The organism is Streptomyces sp. NBC_01381 (genome assembly GCF_026340305.1).
Lineage (GTDB): Bacteria > Actinomycetota > Actinomycetes > Streptomycetales > Streptomycetaceae > Streptomyces.
On the sequence record NZ_JAPEPI010000001.1, the window covers coordinates 1,297,981 to 1,315,632 of the forward strand.

The window sequence follows — 17,652 nt, forward strand, 5'->3', positions numbered from 1 at the left end:
TGCTCGGCCCCTCAACTCCCGGAGTTTCTATGAGTGTTGTGTACGCACCCCAGGAGCGCGGCATCGCGACCCTCACCCTGGACGCGCCCGCCAACCGCAACGCGCTCTCGGCGGGCCTGGTGGCCGCACTGGCCGAGGCGCTTGCCGACTGCGGCAAGGACCCCGACGTACGCGGGATCGTCCTCACCCACACCGGGTCGACGTTCTGCTCGGGCGCCGACCTGCGGGAGCCGCCGGACCCGGCCGCCTTCGTGGCGCTCCTTCGGCAGATCGTGGAGCTGCCGAAGCCGGTGGTGGCGCGGGTGGACGGGCATGTACGGGCCGGTGGGCTCGGCCTGCTCGGGGCGTGCGACCTGGGGGTCGCGGGCCCGGGGTCGTCCTTCGCGCTCACGGAGGTACGGATCGGGGTCGCCCCGGCGGTGATCTCGATGCCCCTCCTGCCGCGCCTCGACCCGAGCGCCGCGTCGCGCTACTTCCTCACGGGGGAGCGGTTCGACGCGGTGGAGGCGGCGCGGATCGGTCTGCTGACGGCGGCGGGCGAGGACGTGGACGCCGAGCTCGCCCCGCTGCTCGACGGGTTGCGGGAAGCGGCGCCGCAGGCCCTGGCCGAGACGAAGAAGCTGCTCACGGCTAGGGTGCTCGACGCATTCGACCACCACTCGGACGCCCTCATCGCCCTGTCCGCGCGGCTCTTCGGCTCCGCCGAGGCACGGGAGGGGATGGCGGCGTTCCTGGAACGACGGGAGCGCCCATGGGTGTTGTGACCGCGGCGGACCGCTCGCCGAAGCAGGACCGCAGCCGGGCGACGCGGCAGCGTCTCCTGGAGGCCGCCGTGTCCTGTCTGGCCGAGCACGGCTGGGCGGGGTCGACGGTGTCCGTGGTCGCCGAACGGGCCGGGGTCTCGCGGGGCGCGGCGCAGCACCACTTTCCCACGCGGGAGGACCTGTTCACGGCGGCGGTGGAGTACGTGGCCGAGCAGCGCTCGACGGCTCTGCGGTCGCTGCCGGCGCAGGACAGGGCCGCCGTGGTCGCGGCCCTGGTGGACCTCTACACGGGGCCGCTGTTCCGGGCGGCGCTGCACCTGTGGGTGGCGGCGTCGAACGAGCCGCAGCTGGGATCTCGGGTCACGGAGCTGGAGGCCCGGGTGGGCCGGGAGACGCACCACATCGCGGTGGAGCTGCTCGGCGCGGACGAGTCGCGCCCCGGCGTCCGGGAGACGGTCCAGGGACTCCTGGACATGGCGCGAGGCCTGGGCCTCGCGAACCTTCTGACGGACGACGGGGCGCGGAGGGAGCGGGTGGTGGGCGAGTGGGCGCGACTACTGGACGCTGCGCTGGGCTAGGGCGGGCTCAAGACCGCCGCTTCGCGGCGGATCTTTCCCGCCCGCCCACCCGTTTACCCGGCAGTGGCTTTTTCAGCCCGTCCGGCGTTTGAGGACGAACTCGCCGGAGGCAAACCTCAGCGCGCGATGTCCCCGTACCCCTCGATCTCCCGGGGGTTACGCGTGCCCGGCCCGACATATCGGGCCGACGGCCGCACCAGCCGCCCCGTCCGCTTCTGCTCAAGGATGTGCGCCGACCACCCGGCGGTCCGCGCGCACGTGAACATGGACGTGAACATGTGCGCCGGCACCTCGGCGAAGTCGAGGACGATCGCGGCCCAGAACTCGACGTTCGTGGCCAGGACCCGGTCCGGGCGGCGGGCGTGCAGCTCGTCGAGCGCCGCCTTCTCCAGCGCCTCCGCCACCTCGAAGCGAGGAGCGCCCAGCTCACGGGCCGTACGGCGAAGGACCCGCGCCCGCGGGTCCTCGGCCCGGTACACCCGGTGCCCGAAGCCCATCAGCCGCTCGCCCTTGTCCAGCGCCTGCTTCACGTACGCGACCGCGTCGCCCGTCCGCTCGATCTCCTCGATCATGCCGAGGACTCGGGAGGGCGCCCCGCCGTGCAGCGGCCCGGACATGGCACCGACCGCGCCCGAGAGCGCCGCCGCCACATCCGCGCCCGTAGACGCGATGACCCGCGCCGTGAACGTGGACGCGTTCATGCCGTGCTCGGCGGCCGACGTCCAGTACGCGTCGACGGCCTGGACGTGCTTGGGGTCGGGCTCGCCGCGCCACCGCTTCATGAAGCGCTCGACGACCGTGTCGGCCTTGTCGATCTCCCGCTGCGGCACCATCGGCAAGCCTTGCCCGCGGGCGGACTGGGCGACGTACGAGAGCGCCATGACGGCGGCCCGCGCCAGATCGTCGCGGGCTTCCTGCTCGCTGATGTCCAGGAGCGGCTTCAGGCCCCACACGGGGGCGAGCATCGCGAGGGCCGACTGGACGTCCACGCGGATGTCGCCGGAGTGCACGGGGATCGGGAACGGCTCGGCGGGCGGCAGACCGGGGTTGAAGGCGCCGTCGACGAGCAGGCCCCAGACGTTGCCGAACGAGACGTGACCGACCAGATCCTCGATGTCGACGCCGCGATAGCGAAGCGCGCCGCCCTCCTTGTCGGGTTCGGCGATCTCCGTCTCGAACGCGATGACTCCCTCAAGTCCGGGTACGAAGTCGGACATCAGGCGGCTCCTCGTGATGTGTACGACAGATGGTGGTGACAGACAGCTCGTGACCATGTGTCAGAAAGGGGATGCTGCCGGTCCGGTTACGTGGTCCGTCGACTCGCGGTCCGGATCGGTCACCCCGGTGATGCCCCGTGCGGCTGGTGGTCACCCAACCGATACGGCAGCGGAACGATATCCCTTGGTGCCACCCTTGGCGATGGATAGCGGCACTCAGTGCCACACGTCACCTCTACGTGGTGACCGTCGGCCCGTCGGGTGACCCTTCGTATACGGCAAGATGACCGCGTGACCGATCGAGCCGCCGCCTCCTCTGCCCCAGCTTCGCCGTCAGCCGCCGCACACGCTCCCCGGGCGGCCGGGCCCGATCCCGCGGCCCTCCGTGCCCAGTACGGCGCCGACGGGCTTCTGGAGGCGGAGCTGCCCGGAACGCCGATGGAGCAGTTCGCGATCTGGTTCGCGCAGGCGCTCGCCGCGGCCGAGGCGGGCGTGCTTCACGAGCCGAACGCCATGGTCGTGTCGACGGCGGACGCCGATGGCCGCCCCAGCTCCCGCACGGTCCTCATGAAGGGCTACGACCGGCACGGCTTCGTCTTCTTCACCAACTACGAGTCCCGCAAGGCCCGCGAGCTCGCCGCCAACCCGAACGTCGCGCTGCTCTTCCCGTGGCACCCGGTGGCCCGCCAGATCATCGTCACGGGCACGGCGGAGCGCGTCGGCCGCGAGGAGACGATCGCGTACTTCCGCAGCCGCCCGCACGGCTCCCAGCTCGGCGCCTGGGCCAGCGCCCAGTCCTCGGTGATCGCGGGCCGCGAGGAGCTCGACCGCGCGTACGCCGATCTGGCGGCGCGCTACCCGGAGGGCGAACAGGTCCCCGCGCCCCCGCACTGGGGCGGCTTCCGCGTCGAGCCGCAGGCGGTGGAGTTCTGGCAGGGCAGGGCGAACCGGCTGCACGACCGGTTGCGCTATGTGCGGGCGGATGCGGAGGCCGATCCGGGTTCCGCGACGGGCTGGACGCTGGAGCGCCTCAGCCCGTGAGAGCGGCTGTCCAGGATCGCCCCGCGCGAATCAGCCTGTCCGGCGTTTGAGGACCGGGGGCACGGGGGCGGAGCCCCCGAACCGGCACCCCAGCTGCGGGGCGCGAACCTACCCCGTAAGGACCCCGTCCAGAAACGGCTCGATCGCCTCGCGCCAGGCCTCCGGCTGGTCGTAGTGGACGAGGTGGCCGGCGTCCGCCACCTCCGCGTACGCGCCGCGCGGCAGCACGCGGACCATTTCCTGGGACTCGGCGCGGCCCAGCTCGCCGTCCAGGCCGCGGACGACGAGGGTGGGGCACTGGACCTGGGCGAGGTCCTCCCAGTGGGCGTCGTGCACCCACGTCTCGCGGGACTTCAGCATCTGGTCGCGGTCGAAGACGGGGCGCCAGCCGTCGGGGCCCTCGGTCATCACCTCGGCGAAGAACTCGCCGCGGGAGGGGTTGGGCCGCTCCACCCAGGGGTCGTCCTCGCCGAACCATTTCCGTACGTCGGCGAGGGTCGCGAAGGGGACGGGCCAGGCCTTGAACCAGTCCTCCCACTCGCGCTGCGACGCGGCCCCCAGGGCGGACGCCCGCATGTCGCAGATGATCAGGGCCCGGACGAGATCGGGGCGCCTCGCGGCGAGCTGCCAGGCGGTGAGCGCTCCCATGGAGTGGCCGATGAGAACGGCGGGGGCGAGGCCGAGCTGGACGAGCGCGGCCTCGGCGTCGTCCACGTAGGCCTCGCGGGTGAAGGGGCCCTCGGGTGGCTTCTCGCTCTGCCCGTGCGCGCGCTGGTCGAGTGCGACCGCGCGGTGCCGCTCGGAGAGCCAGCGGGCGGTGCCCGCCCAGTGCGATGCGCGGCCCATCAGGCCGTGCAGTAACAGCACACCGCCCGGCGACCCGTCGGCCTCCCTGGATTTGGGAGGATCGGCGAACTCCCAGGCGGCCAGGCGCACGCCACCCGCGCCCGTCACGTCGATGCGCCGCACCATGATTCCTGGCACCCCCCTTGAATCCTCTCGGGCTGAACGCCTGGTTCTGTCACGCACCCCCGCACGCTATCGAACTCCCTTTCGAAAGCGGGCGGATCGCCGGCAACACCCCTCGTTCGAGTGACCGCCCTCAAGGATTGGCCGCCGCAGCCGAGGGGAGATCTTCATCGGGAGGCGGGCCGCTCGGGGAAATCGGTCCGAGGGGGATGACCCTGGGAGCTCGGGGCTCCGGGTCAGAACAGGGGAGGACAGGCCCCGGCGCTCAAGGGCGCCGGGGCCCTCTGCATGTCCGAGGCGATGTCCGCGGCGTACGGGCACGCCATCTCCGCGGCGTACGGGCACACCATCTCCGTGACGTGCGCGCACGACCCGCGTGCGGACCCGCACGCGGCCTCGCTCGTGCTCACCAGACGGGCACATCCTTCTGCCCCCTCCCACGCCCGTGACGGCCAGACCCGGTGCCGACACGGTCAAGAGCCCTCAGGTCATATGCCTCTCGCGACAGCCTCGCACGCAAAACGTCCGGCCGCTGCGATTCCGCACACTGAATCTTGGACCCCACAGGATCCAGGAGTCTTCACAACTGCCCAATACTTACCGGTAGTTGACGCATGTTTCCCCCAACGGGAGACGGAATCCGCCGAAAGCCGACGTGGACGGCCGATGACGACGGCCGATGACGACGGCCGATGACGACGGCCGATGGCGAAGGCCGCCACGGCCTCAGCGCTTGGCGACGAACACGTGCGACGCGACATCCGCGGCCAGCTCGGCGGCCTCGCCGCTGCTGCCCACAAGAACCCCGCCCGCGGACTCCGTCACGCTCACCACGGAGCCGGGCTGGACGCCCGCCCGCCGCAGTGTGTACATCAGCTGCGCGTCCGTCTGGATCGGCTCACCGATCCGGCGGACCACGACCGTCTTGCCCTCGGCGCCCGGGTCGAGGTCGACCAGCGAGACCATGCCCTCGTCGAGGAACGGATCGGCGCCGTCCTTCTCGCCCAGCTCCTCAAGGCCCGGGATCGGGTTCCCGTACGGAGACTCGGTGGGGTGGCGCAGGAGCTCCAGGACACGGCGCTCCACCGCCTCGCTCATCACATGCTCCCAGCGACACGCCTCCGCGTGGACCTGCTCCCACTCCAGGCCGATCACGTCGACCAGCAGGCACTCGGCGAGCCGGTGCTTGCGCATCACGCGGGTGGCGAGCCTGCGGCCCTCCTCGGTCAGCTCCAGGTGACGGTCGCTCGCGACGGCCACCAGGCCGTCACGCTCCATGCGCGCGACCGTCTGGCTCACCGTCGGCCCGCTCTGGTCGAGCCGCTCGGCGATCCGGGCGCGCATGGGGACCACACCTTCCTCCTCCAGCTCGAGGATGGTGCGCAAATACATCTCAGTGGTGTCAATCAGCCCCGACATGGGTGCCCCTCAGATCTCGCTCGTGCGACCGGCCCTGCCCTCAATTCTGACGCATAGCGCTGACAACCGGGCTGCGCCGGGGAAAACCCGGTACAGGTGGTCTTGACGGGGGTGCCCGGGCCGTATTGACAGGGCACTGGTCCAGACCGCAACGTGATCCGCGGCACGCAGGACGGACAGACGTACAGGGCATGCATACGTACAGCACATTCGTACCCGGAAAGGTTCCTCGGCGCATGGGCTCCAAGAGCGAGAGCAAGCTGGCCGGTCAGTACATCGACGCCGCGATCGGCCTGCTCGGCCGGGTCCGCGACGAAGAGGGCGGGAACGTAGAGGCGGCGGGCACGCTGCTGGCCGACGCCGTCGAGGCGGGCGGCAGGCTCTTCGCCTTCGGCGCCGGGCACTCGTCGCTCGCCGCGCAGGACGTCGTCTACCGCGCGGGCGGCCTCGCCCTGATGAACCTCCTCGCCGTCCCCGGCGTCGTCGGCATCGACGTCATGCCCGCCACGCTCGGCTCCGCCCTGGAGCGCGTGGACGGCCTCGCGGGCGCCGTCCTCGACTCCTCGCCGGCCCGCCCCGGCGACGTACTCGTGATCATCTCGCTCTCCGGGCGGAACTCGCTTCCCGTGGAGATGGCGATGAACGCCCGCGCGCTCGGCCTGAAGGTCATCGGCGTGACGTCGGTGGCGTACGCGACGGAGACGAAGTCGCGGCATGTGTCCGGGACCTTCCTCAAGGACCACTGCGACGTCGTGATCGACTCGAAGATCGCGCTCGGTGACGCGGAACTGAGCCTTGATTCCGTCGATGCGCCTTTTGGGCCCGCCTCCAGCGTGGTCACCAACGCGATCATGCAGGCCATGATGGCCACTGCGGTTGAGGCTCTCGCCGGGCGGGGGGTTCAGCCTCCGTTGCTTCGGTCGGGGAACGTGGATGGGGGCCATGAGTGGAACGGGCGGGTGTTTGAGGAGTACGGAGACCGGATTTTCTATCGGCGGTGAGCGGCTGCGGGTGCGTCGTGGTTGCTCGCGCAGTTCCCCGCGCCCCTAAAAGGGGCGCCTAGCGCCCCGGCGGGAATCGGACCCGCACCGTTAGCCCTCCGCCCTCCCCGTTCGCCTCTGCCGTTACCTCCGCCCCGTGTGCCCGTGCGATCGCTGCCACGATCGACAGGCCCAGTCCCGCGCCCTCCCCCCTCGCATGCGTACGTTCCCGCAGGCGTCGGAAAGGCTCGAAGAGGTGGGGGACGGTCTCGGGTGGGACCGCGGGGCCCGTGTTGGTGACCTCGATGCCCTCGGGGCCCGTGCGCAGGTCGACGCGGCCGCCCTTCACGTTGTGGGACACGGCGTTCGCCACCAGGTTGTGCACCAGGCGGTCCAGCAGCACCCCGTCGCCGTGCACGGTCAGCGGCTCGGCGTGCACCGACACGGTCACCTCGCGCTCCGCCGCCCGGCCCGCAAGGCCCTCCGCGACCGCGTCGGCCAGCACGTCAAGGGCGATCGGCTCCCGGCGTTCAAGGCCCTGCTCGGACGTGGCGAGCAGCAGAAGACCCTCGATGAGGTGCTCGCTGTCGTCGGCCACCGAGATCAGTTTCGTACGGATCTTCGTGACCTGTTCCGCGTCCGGCGCACCGGCCAGGCCGATCTCCGCGGCGGCCCGCTGCACGGCGAGCGGGGTGCGCAGCTCGTGCGCCGCGTTGGCCGCGAACCGCTGCTGGGCGCCGACCAGCTGCTCTATCCGGCCGAGCATCTCGTCGAACGTGTCGGCCAGCTGCTTCAGCTCGCCGGGCGGGGCGTCGAGCGCGATCCGTTCGTGCAGGTTCTCGCCGGAGAGCCGGCGAGCGGTGCCGGTGATCACGGCCACGGGGCGAAGGACCCGGCCTGCCATCCACCAGGCGAGCAGGATGGACAGCGCGGCGTAGACGAAGAGGACGATCACGGAGACGGTCAGGAGTCGGCTGAGGGCGGCCTGCTCGGCTACATCGCTGATCTTTGTGACGGCGAGGCCCTGGGTGACCTCGGTGGGCAGGCGTTTGGTGGGGGCGGCCGAGGCGGCCGGGCTCGGTGGCCGCCAGGGCGGGCCGATCCTGCTCGCGGGGACTGCGGTGGTGACGGCGGCGGTGATCGAGGAGTAGAGCCCCTGCCGGACCAGGAAGTAGACGAGGCCGGTGAGCAGGGCTCCGGCGAGGACGAGCATGCCGCCGTAGAGGGCGGTGAGCCGGGCGCGTTCGCTGCTCATGCGGAGAGGCCCTGTCACTCCGAGCCCTTTCACGCCGACCAGCCCGCGATTCGGTAGCCGGCACCCGGCACCGTCTCCACCACCGGCGGATCGCCCAGCTTCGTGCGCAGTTTGGACAGCGTGACCCGGACCGCGTTCGTGCGGTAGCTGGTGTCCTCCTCCCAGACCTGTTCGATCAGGTCCTCGCCGCTGACCACCGCGCCCTCCGCCCGCAGCAGCGCCTCAAGGACCGCGAACTCCTTGCGGGAGAGGGCGAGATGACGCCCGTCGCGGCTTGCCTGGCGGCGGGCCGTGTCCAGGACCAGGCCCGCGCGTTCGATGACCGGCGGCAGCGCGGGGCGGGTGCGGCGGCCGAGCGCCAGGACGCGGGCCAGCAGCTCGTCGTACGCGAACGGCTTGGTCAGGTAGTCGTCGGCGCCCAGACCGAGGCCCGCGACCCGGTCCCGGACCGTGGCCGACGCCGTCAGCATCAGGACCCGGGTGAGCAGCCGCTGCCGCACGACCCGGCGGCACACCTCGTCGCCGTGCAGGCCCGGCAGGTCCCGGTCCAGGACGACGACGTCGTACTCGCCGAGCTGGAGCTTGCGCAGGGCGGTCAGGCCGTCGGACGCGACATCGACCGCGAGCGCGTCGCGGCGCAGCCCGTCGGCGATCATCTCGGCCAGGAATTCCTCGTCCTCCACCAGCAGTACACGCATCCGGCCTGTGTACCTGAAGTGCACCTTTCGTCGATGTAAGCGTCTCCGTTGAGAGAAACGAAACCCCGCTTGCCGCCAGCCTGTGCGCGTCGACGTGACAGCGAGAAGTGAAGGGGACGTCATGAGGACTCGTACGCGCTCAGCAGCCGTCGCATCGGGGTTCGCCGCGCTCGCCCTGTTCGCCGGAGCCTGCTCCTCCGGCGGCGGCGAGAGCAGCCAGGACAACGCCGACGGCGGAAAGGGCAAGCAGGCCGACGCCGCCTTCAAGGAGCGCGAGTGCCTGCGCAAGCACGGCCTCAAGGTGGCCGAACCCAAGGCCGGCGAGGACAGCCGCGGGATCACCATCGGCGGCGACCTGAGCAAGGAGAAGATGCAGGCCGCCATGAAGGAGTGCACCGGCAAGGGCGGCGGCGCGGGCGGCGGATCGGTCTCGCAGGCCGACAAGGACAAGATGCTCAAGTACGCCCGCTGCATGCGCGAGAACGGCTACAACATGCCGGACCCCAAGTTCGACGGCGGCGCCATGCAGGCCCAGCCCATGCCCAAGGGCGCCGAGGTCAAGAAGATGGAGAAGGCCGCCAAGGCGTGCAAGGACATCGTCGCGTGAGGCGCCGCACCGCCGTCGTCTCCAGCGTGGTGGCGCTGCTCGCCGTCACCGGCGGCGGGATCGCCGTCACCGCGCTCGCCGACGCGAAGAACGGCAAGGACGGCTCCGTACGCCAGAACGCCGGACTGCCGCCCGCCACCGCCCCCGTCGAGCGCGGCGACCTCAGCAGCGGCACCCAGACCGACGGCACCCTCGGCTACGCCAAGGAACGCAAGGTCAACGCGGGCGCCACCGGCATCCTCACCTGGACCACGGGCACCGGCTCGACGATCCGGCGCGACGGCCGTCTGTACGAGGTCAACGGCGTCCCGGTACGGCTCATGTACGGCACCGAGCCCATGTACCGCACGCTGAAGACCGGCGACGAGGGCGACGACGTACGACAGCTGGAAGAGAATCTGCGGGCGCTCGGGCACGGTGCGGGCCTCGCCGTCGACGACACGTACACGGAAGGCACCGCGGCCGCCGTCAAGCAGTGGCAGAAGGCGCACGACCGCAAGCAGACGGGGCGGGTCGGCCCGGACCAGATCGCCTTCTCGCCCGGAGCCGTCCGCGTGAAGTCCGCCGAGTCGGCCGTCGGCGACCAGGTCGCCCCGGGGAAGCCGGTGCTCGCCACGACCGGCTCCGAACGGGTCGTACGTTTCGACCTCGACGTCGCCGAGGGAAAGCTCGCCAAGGCGGGCACGAGGGTCACCGTGGACCTGCCGGACGGCTCGACGGTCAAGGGCCGGGTCGCGTCCGTCGGCAGGACAGCGAAGCCGGGCGACGACCCGGCCGACAAGACCCCGAAGATCCCGGTGACGGTCTCCTTCGACGACCCGGGGAAGGTCGACGGATTCGACCAGTCCCCGGTGACGGTGAACCTCACCGGCGAGACCCGCAAGGACGTGCTCTCCGTCCCCGTCAACGCGCTCCTCGCACTGCCCGGCGGCGGCTACGGCGTCCAGGTCGTCGAGCACGGCCGCGCCCGCCAGGTGAAGGTCGGGCTCGGCATGTTCGGGCAGGGGCGCGTCGAGGTGAGCGGCGGCGGGCTGCGCGAGGGTACGAAGGTCGGGGTGCCCAAGATATGAGCGCCGTCGTGGAGTTGGCCGGGGTCACCAAGGAGTATCCGGGCGGGGTCGCGGCCCTGCGCGGAGTGGACCTGACGGTGGAAGAGGGCGAACTCCTCGCCATCGTCGGCCCGTCCGGGTCCGGCAAGTCGACGCTGCTGCACATCGTCGGCACGCTCGACCGCCCCTCGGAGGGTTCGGTGGCGATCGCGGGGCACGACGTCGCGTCCCTCACCGACCGCAGCCTCTCGGCGCTGCGCGCGCGGCACATCGGCTTCGTCTTCCAGGCGTTCCACCTGGTGCCGGGGGTCAGCGCGCGGGACAACGTCGCGGAGGGCCTGCTGTACTCCGGGCTCCCGCGCGCCGAACGCCGCCGCCGCGCGGCCGACGCGCTGGAGCGGGTCGGCCTCGCGGACCGCATGAGACACCGGCCGCACGAACTCTCCGGCGGCCAGAAGCAGCGCGTCGCCATCGCACGGGCCGTGGTCGGCGCTCCGGATCTGCTGCTCGCGGACGAGCCGACCGGCGCGCTGGACTCGGCGTCCGGCGAGGCGGTCATGGAGCTCCTGCACGACCTCAACGCGGAGGGCGCGACGATCGCCGTCATCACCCACGACACGGAGATCGCCCGGCGGCTGCCACGGCAGGTGCGGATCAGGGATGGGCGGGTCGTGGCGGATGCGCGGGCAGAGGAGGTGTCCGTCTGATGACTTCGCTTGATACGTCACGCAAGAAGCTGCGAGCAGCGCGGCTCGGCCCCCGCGACGTCCTGCACGTCGGATCGGCGGGGCTGCGCAGCCGCCCGGTCCGGGTCGTCCTGTCCGCGCTCGGCATCGCGATAGGCATAGCCACGATGATCGCGGTGGTGGGTATCTCCTCATCGAGCAAAGCCCAACTCATGCAGGAACTCGACGAGTTGGGTACGAACATGCTGGTCGCGTCGCCGGGGGAGCCGCTGTTCTCGGGCGAGAAGGTGGTGCTGCCGCGCGACGCGGCGGGCCGGGTCTCGCGCGTCGAGGGAGTGGAGAACGTGGGCGCGACAGGCGACCTCGACCGCTCCGTACGGCGCAGCGAGAAGATCCCCGAGGACGAGACCGGCGGCATCTCCGTCAAGGCGGCGACCGAGGGTCTGCTGGAGGTGCTGCGCGGCGAGATGGCGCACGGCACCTGGTTCAACGCGGCCAACAGCCGCTATCCGTCGCTGGTCCTCGGCCATGTCGCGGCGCAGCGCCTCGGCATCACGGAACCGGGCACCCAAGTGTGGCTCGACGACCGCTACTTCACCGTCATCGGCATCCTCGACCCGCTGCCGCTGGCCCCCGAGATCGAACGCTCGGCGCTCGTGGGATGGAACGCGGCGAAGTCCGAACTCGCCTTCGACGGCCGCCCCACCTCGGTGTACGAGCGCTCGACCGACGCGGCGGTCGGGGAGGTCCGCGGGCTGCTCGCGGCGTCGATCGACCCGGAGAACCCGAGGAACGTACAGGTCACGGACCCGTCATCGGCGCTGAAGGCGAAGGCGGCGACGGAGGGCGCGTTCTCCACGCTGCTGCTCGGGCTCGGCGGGATCGCCCTGCTGGTCGGGGGCGTCGGGGTCGCCAACACCATGATCATCTCAGTCCTGGAACGGCGATACGAGATAGGCCTCCGCCGCTCGATGGGCGCGACGAAGGGACAGATCCGGATTCAGTTCGTGACGGAGTCGCTGATGCTGTCGGGCCTGGGCGGTGTCGCGGGAATCGCCCTGGGCGCGGCGGCGACGGCGGCGTACGCGGCGTCGGGCGGCCTGCCCTGGGTGATCCCTTTGTGGGCGGTCACGGGCGGCTTCGCGGCAACGCTGGTGATCGGCACGGTGGCGGGCTTGTACCCGGCGGTACGGGCGGCGCGGCTTTCCCCGACGTTGGCGCTGCACGCGGGGTAAACGCGCTGCCGGGTAAACGGGTGGGTGGGCGGGAGAGATCCGCCGCGAAGCGGCGGCCTCGAAAGCCCACCCACCCGCAGAAGCAGTCAGGAGCCCAGCACGCGCGCCAGGTCCAGCGAAGCCGCAACCCTCGCCGAGACGCTCTCCGCGTACGCCGCGTCCGCCCGCTCGAACTGCGTACGGCTCGCACCCCGCAGAAACGTCACCACGCCCAACGTCCGCCCCCGGCTGCGCAGCACCGTGCACAGCGCGTGCACGGAGTCCTCCGGCCACTGCCTGGCCGCGGCCCACTCCCGGGCCCGCTCGGGAGCCGCCGCGCCCGCACTGGCACGTACGGAACCCGCCCGCTCGACACACTGCGGCGCCGGATGCCCCTCCAGATACCGCACCGGAAGGCCCGCCTTCGCCACGGGAAGGCACGGCCCCGGCGCCCCCGCGGGCGTCGCAGCCGCCCGCACGAGCCGCACCGGCTCGTCCCCGGAGTCCCCCGCCACCAGATCGATCAGCGCGTGATCGGCGAATCCGGCAAGCGCGAAGTCCAGCTGGACGGTCGCCGCCTCCGTCGGATCCTCGCACTCGGCCGCAGCACGCGCCGCCCGATGCAACTGCTGCGAACGGAACCGCAGTTGAGCCGCCTCCTGCTCGGTCTGCTTGGCCTCCGTGACGTCCTGGAAAAGCCACCCCACACCCAGCGGAACCGGCTCCTCCGCCAACGGCGACGCCAACCGCACAAAACCACTCCGCCAGCACCGCCGCTCCGGCTCACCGCTCTCCGAGGCCCGCACGGACACCCACATCTCGGCGGGAGCCGGCGGCGCCCCCTCGGCAAGCACATGCGAGAGCGCGCTCTCCAACTCCTCGACACCCTGCCCCAGCAGATCACCGAGCGGCCGCCCGAGCACCGCCGTACGCCCCATGCCAAGGGCCCGCGCCGCATGCTCATTGACGACAGCGGGCCGAAGATCGGCATCAACGAGAACAACCCCCCAAGAGGCGTTCTCGAACAAGGCCTCGCTCAGGGCGATGGACCGCTCCAGATCGATCTGCGCGTGCACCTCACTGAAGGCGCAGTACACCCCCGCGGGCTTCCCGTCCCCGCCCCGCACCGCGGCGGACTGCGTCCGCACGAGCACCCGCCCGCCGTCCTTGGTCAGCAGCGCGAACTCGTGCACCTGCCGCCCAGGAGCCTCCATGGCGGAGAGCAGCCGCGTCTCGACCTCCTCGGCATCGGCCGTCCGCACCGCCCACCCCGCGAACCCCCGCCGCCCGACGGCCTCCGCCGCCGACCACCCGAGTATCCGCTCGGCCTCACGGTTCCAGTGGGTCACCACCCCGTCGGCATCGAACGCGCACAACGCGGCGTCCATCCCGTCGAGCAAAGCCGCAAGCAATTCCGCCCCACCCGGTTCGGGCTCCTCGGGCCCCAACTCATCGGTGGTCCCGCTACGCCGGGAAGCACTCACCTGGCACCCCCTGCAGGCCGTGTCCTCATGAGCTGCATGCTCTGCGAGTTCTGCGTATACCGCACGTCAGATCATTGAACTCGAACGTGACGCAGCACACAGGTGGTTCCCGGAAGTTGGGCGAAATCGTTGCTCCATAAAAACGGTTGTGCGACGGACGGGGCGGTTCCTAGGGTGGCACGTACACACGAAGGGAGGTGGTTCGGCCGATGTATGGAAACCGGACGCGTGAGGTGACTGCGGGCTAGTGGCCCGTCGTCGCAACTCGAATTCGGTGCCGGACCAGCACGTGTGATGTGCGTGCAGCCGGCCCAATCCCAAGCAGTCACCCGACCCGCGAGCCGCCGGTACGTCCGGCCGGCTTTCCGCCGTTGCGTACGGCGGGAACCACGGCTCGCGGGTTGTCCGCGTTCCGGAGACGCTCAGGTCAGCCCTTGCTGACCGCGAGGAGGATCTCCGGGAGGCGGCGCGCCACCCTCGGGGCGGCGAGGCGCAGGCCGAAGTAGGTGATCAGCGCGCCGTACGCGCCGCCGAGCGGCAGCAGCACCCAGGACCAGTCGGCCCCGCCCGCCACATGCAGCCAGATGGTGAAGGCGAGGACCGGGGCGCACAGCAGGGCCGCCGCGACCATCCCGCCGAAGATCGAGATCCAGGCAAGGCCTGCCTGGCCGGGGGCCACGTTCTTGTAGCCCTCCTGCGGGATCGAGTACGGGAAGCGGGCCGATGACCAGGCACCCGTCGCCAGCATCGCGCCGAGCAGCGCGAGCGAGAGGCCGAGGCCTTCCGGCAGGACGGGCCAGTCGCCGAGCACGGCCGCCGTGATGACGGTGACCAGCGTCGCGTACGGCAGGGTGATCACCAGCAGGGCCAGTGCGCGGCCGCGCAGTTCGACGTACGCGTCGTGTGCGGAGGAGATCGTCATCGCGACCATCCAGAACGCCGAGGTGTCCTGGCCGAACTGGTTGTACATGAGGACGCCGAGCATCCCCGCCGCGAAGCACGCGAAGTAGATCGAGCCGGTGCCCTGCAGGGCGTTGAAGAGCGGCACGATCAGGCCGATGGCCAGGGATGTCACCCAGGCGGCCTTCGTCTTCGGGTCGCGCCATACGTAGCGCAGGCTGCGCTCCATGACGGTGCCGGTGCGCCCGGCGGGCAGCAGCCGTCCCAGGCCGCGCGTGGAGCGTTCCTTGGTGGGTTCCGCCGCGGCGAGCGTGGAGCCGTCGGGGGTCGTCATCAGGCGGGTGAGGCTGCGCTGCCAGAGGGCGAGGAGGCCGGCCAGTGCGGCGCCGCTCAGGGCGAGTTGGGCGACCCCGACGGCATACGACCCCTCGCTCACCGAGTCGACGGCGCCGATCGCCGACGCGGGCGGGATCCAGCGCAGCACGTCCCTGGCCGGATCGAGCTGTGAGAGCCCGGACGAACCGAGCCGCTGCGCCCCGAAGTTGACGACCTGCGCGCCGACCGCGATGACGAGGCCGCTCAGTACGGCGAGGTCGCGGCCCTTGCGGCTGGTCAGCAGGCGGATGTTGGCGGCGGCGACGGTCCGGGCGAGGGCGACGCAGATCAGCACGGTGAGTGCGATGGCGAGGATGCCGGTGACGAGGGCGGCGCCGCCGTGCGCGAGCGAGATGACCGAGCCGAGCGCCAGGCAGAGCGTGAAGAGCGGCCCGATGCCCACGAGGGACGCCACGAGCAGTGCGCGCACCAGCGGCCGCGGCCGCAGCGGCAGCATCACCAGGCGCGTCGGGTCGAGGGTCTCGTCGCCGCTGGGGAAGAACAGCGGGAACACCGCCCAGCCGAGCGCGAGGATCGCGGTGAGCAGGATGGAGACGGTGGCGGCGTGTTCGTTGCCGCGCAGCGCGATCAGGCCGAGGAGCTGCAGCGCCGCCATGAGGAGCGCGGCCACGACGGAGGCGATGTAGGCGGCCTTGCGGCCGGACGACTGGTGCAGCCCGTTGCGCAGGAGCGAGAGCTTCAGTCGTACGAAGACGGGCGTGATGGAGGGCGCAGGGGCGACCGCCGCTTCGGCGGGGCTCATCGGGTGCCGCCGCCGAGCCAGTCGAGGTGCGAGCCCGCGTCACGGCCGTTGGCCCCGACCAGCTCCAGGAACGCTTCCTGGAGGGAGGGCGCCGCGCCGCGCACGTCGGCGAGGGTGCCCTGTGCGCGGATGCGTCCGGCCGCCATGACGGCGACCCAGTCGCAGAGCGACTCGACGAGTTCCATGACGTGCGAGGAGAAGACGACGGTGGCCCCGGAGCCGGTGTAGCGCTCAAGCACGCCCCGGATGGTCTGCGCGGAGACCGGGTCGACGCCCTCGAACGGCTCGTCGAGGAAGAGGACTTCAGGGTTGTGCAGCAGGGCCGCGGCGAGGCCGATCTTCTTCCGCATGCCGGTGGAGTAGTCGACGACGAGTTTGTGCTGGGCGCCGGCGAGGTCGAGCACGTCCAGGAGCTGGGTCGCACGTTTGTCGACCTCTTCGCCGGGAAGTCCGCGCAATCTTCCCGTGTACGCGAGGAGTTCGCGCCCCGAGAGCCGCTCGAAGAGGCGCAGGCCTTCCGGGAGGACGCCGATGCGGGCCTTGACCTCGACGGGGTCGGTCCACACGTCGTGGCCGACCACCTCGACCGTGCCCTGGTCGGGGCGGAGAAGGCCGGTCACCATCGAGAGGGTGGTGGTCTTCCCCGCGCCGTTCGGTCCTACGAGGCCGATGAACTTGCCCGCGGGGAGGGCGAGGTCGATCCCGGCAACCGCGATCTGCTGGCCGAAGGCCTTCCAGAGCCCTTGCACCCTTACCGCCGCGGGGGCTGCCACCGGGTCTGCCTCGGTCACGGTGTCCGCCGCCCTTCGTCGTAGCCGTCTCTGAAGTGCACGATACGTCTTGGGCACCGAAAGGCCTGCGGGGCAATGGGGTGGGTAGGAGGGAAAGATCCGCCGCGAAGCGGCGGTCTTGAGCGGGGTCTGGGGCGGAGCCCCAGGTGCGGCGCCGCACCCGCAGGGGCGCGCTACCTCCGCGCCTCGCGCCCACACGCGTACGCCAGAGGCGAGATGATCTCCTCCGCATCGGGGAGCCACCGGTTCGCCGCGGTCGGCCGGCAGGCCCACTGCACCGCGCCGGTCGCGCCGAACCGCGTGGGCGGCGCCGCAACGTACGTTCCCTCGCCCAGCGCGTCCAGGTCGATCGCGGCCGGCGGCCAGCCCAACTTGCGTACCAGGTCAGGCACCTTCACCGCCGCACCGGGGAGGACGAAGAACTGCATGCGGCGGTCCGGCGTGCAGGTCACGGGACCGAGCGTCAGTTCCATCCGCTCCATGCGCGCGAGCGCGAGGAACCCCGCCGTCTCCGGCACGTCGATCGCGTCGAACGTACGGCCCGTCGGCAGCAGGATCGACGACTTCGGCTGCTTGGACCACAGCCGCCTGGCGACCGTCGCGCTGCCCGTCGCCTGCGTCGCCCAGTCCTCGCGCGCCGGGTGCGATCCGGGCTGTGTGCACGCGCCGTCACCGCACGAGCAGACTTCGGTGCCTTCGACGGACTCCAGCCACGTCCCGGGGAACACGTCCCAGTGGCGCTCTTCCGCATATCGCACGGCCGTGTCCAGCAAGGCTTCTCCGCGCTGCTTCGGGATGTGCGCGGCTGACGTGACTCCCAAGGTCTCTTCCACGAAGTTCTCAACTCCGCCCGCCACCTACG

Annotated in this window: 17 protein-coding genes; 8 read left to right on the top strand and 9 right to left on the bottom strand. The window is 71.3% G+C overall.

What is annotated here, in order from left to right; genetic code table 11:
- Positions 1–29: 29 nt before the first annotated feature.
- Entirely contained in the window at positions 30–764 is a 735-nt protein-coding gene (locus OG453_RS06310) for an enoyl-CoA hydratase family protein (RefSeq protein ID WP_266865313.1), read from the top strand.
- The gene (locus OG453_RS06315; RefSeq protein WP_266865315.1) at positions 752–1,342 is read left to right on the top strand and encodes a TetR/AcrR family transcriptional regulator; all 591 of its coding nucleotides are present in this window, start codon (positions 752–754) and stop codon (positions 1,340–1,342) included. Before OG453_RS06310 ends, OG453_RS06315 begins: the two co-directional genes overlap by 13 nt.
- A gap of 116 nt (positions 1,343–1,458) precedes the next feature.
- Here the strand turns inward: OG453_RS06315 and OG453_RS06320 are convergent, their stop codons facing one another.
- A complete protein-coding gene (locus tag OG453_RS06320; protein ID WP_266865317.1) occupies positions 1,459–2,559 on the bottom strand; it encodes a citrate synthase 2 in 1,101 nt (366 codons plus the stop codon).
- A 291-nt stretch (positions 2,560–2,850) separates the two neighbouring features.
- Between OG453_RS06320 and pdxH the strand changes: the two genes are divergently transcribed.
- Positions 2,851–3,600: a pyridoxamine 5'-phosphate oxidase gene (pdxH, locus tag OG453_RS06325; RefSeq protein WP_266865319.1), complete on the top strand. Its 750-nt coding sequence runs from the start codon at positions 2,851–2,853 to the stop codon at positions 3,598–3,600.
- Between the two features lie 108 nt (positions 3,601–3,708).
- On the opposite strand, the gene OG453_RS06330 is transcribed toward pdxH, so the two are convergent.
- Together OG453_RS06330 and OG453_RS06335 are read right to left on the bottom strand one after the other, a co-directional pair.
- Positions 3,709–4,572 (bottom strand): alpha/beta fold hydrolase, encoded by an 864-nt coding sequence (locus OG453_RS06330; RefSeq protein WP_266869731.1) that lies wholly within the window; start codon positions 4,570–4,572, stop codon positions 3,709–3,711.
- A gap of 723 nt (positions 4,573–5,295) precedes the next feature.
- Positions 5,296–5,988: a metal-dependent transcriptional regulator gene (locus OG453_RS06335; RefSeq protein ID WP_266865321.1), complete on the bottom strand. Its 693-nt coding sequence runs from the start codon at positions 5,986–5,988 to the stop codon at positions 5,296–5,298.
- Positions 5,989–6,224: 236 nt separating this feature from the next.
- Between OG453_RS06335 and OG453_RS06340 the strand changes: the two genes are divergently transcribed.
- Positions 6,225–6,989 (top strand): SIS domain-containing protein, encoded by a 765-nt coding sequence (locus tag OG453_RS06340; protein ID WP_266865323.1) that lies wholly within the window; start codon positions 6,225–6,227, stop codon positions 6,987–6,989.
- A gap of 58 nt (positions 6,990–7,047) precedes the next feature.
- Here OG453_RS06340 and OG453_RS06345 read toward each other — a convergent pair whose 3' ends face one another.
- Both OG453_RS06345 and OG453_RS06350 read right to left on the bottom strand, forming a co-directional pair.
- Entirely contained in the window at positions 7,048–8,223 is a 1,176-nt protein-coding gene (locus OG453_RS06345) for a HAMP domain-containing sensor histidine kinase (protein WP_266865325.1), read from the bottom strand.
- Between the two features lie 29 nt (positions 8,224–8,252).
- The gene (locus OG453_RS06350) at positions 8,253–8,921 is read right to left on the bottom strand and encodes a response regulator transcription factor (RefSeq protein WP_266865327.1); all 669 of its coding nucleotides are present in this window, start codon (positions 8,919–8,921) and stop codon (positions 8,253–8,255) included.
- Positions 8,922–9,042: 121 nt separating this feature from the next.
- Between OG453_RS06350 and OG453_RS06355 the strand changes: the two genes are divergently transcribed.
- The 4 genes from OG453_RS06355 to OG453_RS06370 are packed head-to-tail and all read left to right on the top strand — an operon-like array spanning position 9,043 to position 12,498.
- The gene (locus tag OG453_RS06355) at positions 9,043–9,528 is read left to right on the top strand and encodes a hypothetical protein (protein ID WP_266865329.1); all 486 of its coding nucleotides are present in this window, start codon (positions 9,043–9,045) and stop codon (positions 9,526–9,528) included.
- On the top strand, positions 9,525–10,598 hold the full coding sequence (locus OG453_RS06360; protein ID WP_266865331.1) for a peptidoglycan-binding protein: 1,074 nt from the start codon (positions 9,525–9,527) through the stop codon (positions 10,596–10,598). Before OG453_RS06355 ends, OG453_RS06360 begins: the two co-directional genes overlap by 4 nt.
- Positions 10,595–11,284: an ABC transporter ATP-binding protein gene (locus OG453_RS06365; protein WP_266865333.1), complete on the top strand. Its 690-nt coding sequence runs from the start codon at positions 10,595–10,597 to the stop codon at positions 11,282–11,284. The genes OG453_RS06360 and OG453_RS06365 overlap by 4 nt, the downstream gene beginning before the upstream one ends.
- Entirely contained in the window at positions 11,284–12,498 is a 1,215-nt protein-coding gene (locus OG453_RS06370) for an ABC transporter permease (RefSeq protein WP_266865335.1), read from the top strand. The genes OG453_RS06365 and OG453_RS06370 overlap by 1 nt, the downstream gene beginning before the upstream one ends.
- A gap of 86 nt (positions 12,499–12,584) precedes the next feature.
- Here the strand turns inward: OG453_RS06370 and OG453_RS06375 are convergent, their stop codons facing one another.
- The 4 genes from OG453_RS06375 to OG453_RS06390 all read right to left on the bottom strand — a co-directional run bounded on the left by OG453_RS06375 (position 12,585) and on the right by OG453_RS06390 (position 17,623).
- Positions 12,585–13,961 (bottom strand): PAS domain-containing protein, encoded by a 1,377-nt coding sequence (locus tag OG453_RS06375; RefSeq protein ID WP_266865337.1) that lies wholly within the window; start codon positions 13,959–13,961, stop codon positions 12,585–12,587.
- A 427-nt stretch (positions 13,962–14,388) separates the two neighbouring features.
- Entirely contained in the window at positions 14,389–15,999 is a 1,611-nt protein-coding gene (locus OG453_RS06380; RefSeq protein ID WP_266865339.1) for a transporter, read from the bottom strand.
- A complete protein-coding gene (locus tag OG453_RS06385) occupies positions 15,996–16,790 on the bottom strand; it encodes an ABC transporter ATP-binding protein (protein ID WP_266865342.1) in 795 nt (264 codons plus the stop codon). Before OG453_RS06385 ends, OG453_RS06380 begins: the two co-directional genes overlap by 4 nt.
- 173 nt (positions 16,791–16,963) lie before the next feature.
- Positions 16,964–17,623 (bottom strand): bifunctional DNA primase/polymerase, encoded by a 660-nt coding sequence (locus OG453_RS06390; protein ID WP_266865344.1) that lies wholly within the window; start codon positions 17,621–17,623, stop codon positions 16,964–16,966.
- Between the last annotated feature and the right edge of the window lie 29 nt (positions 17,624–17,652).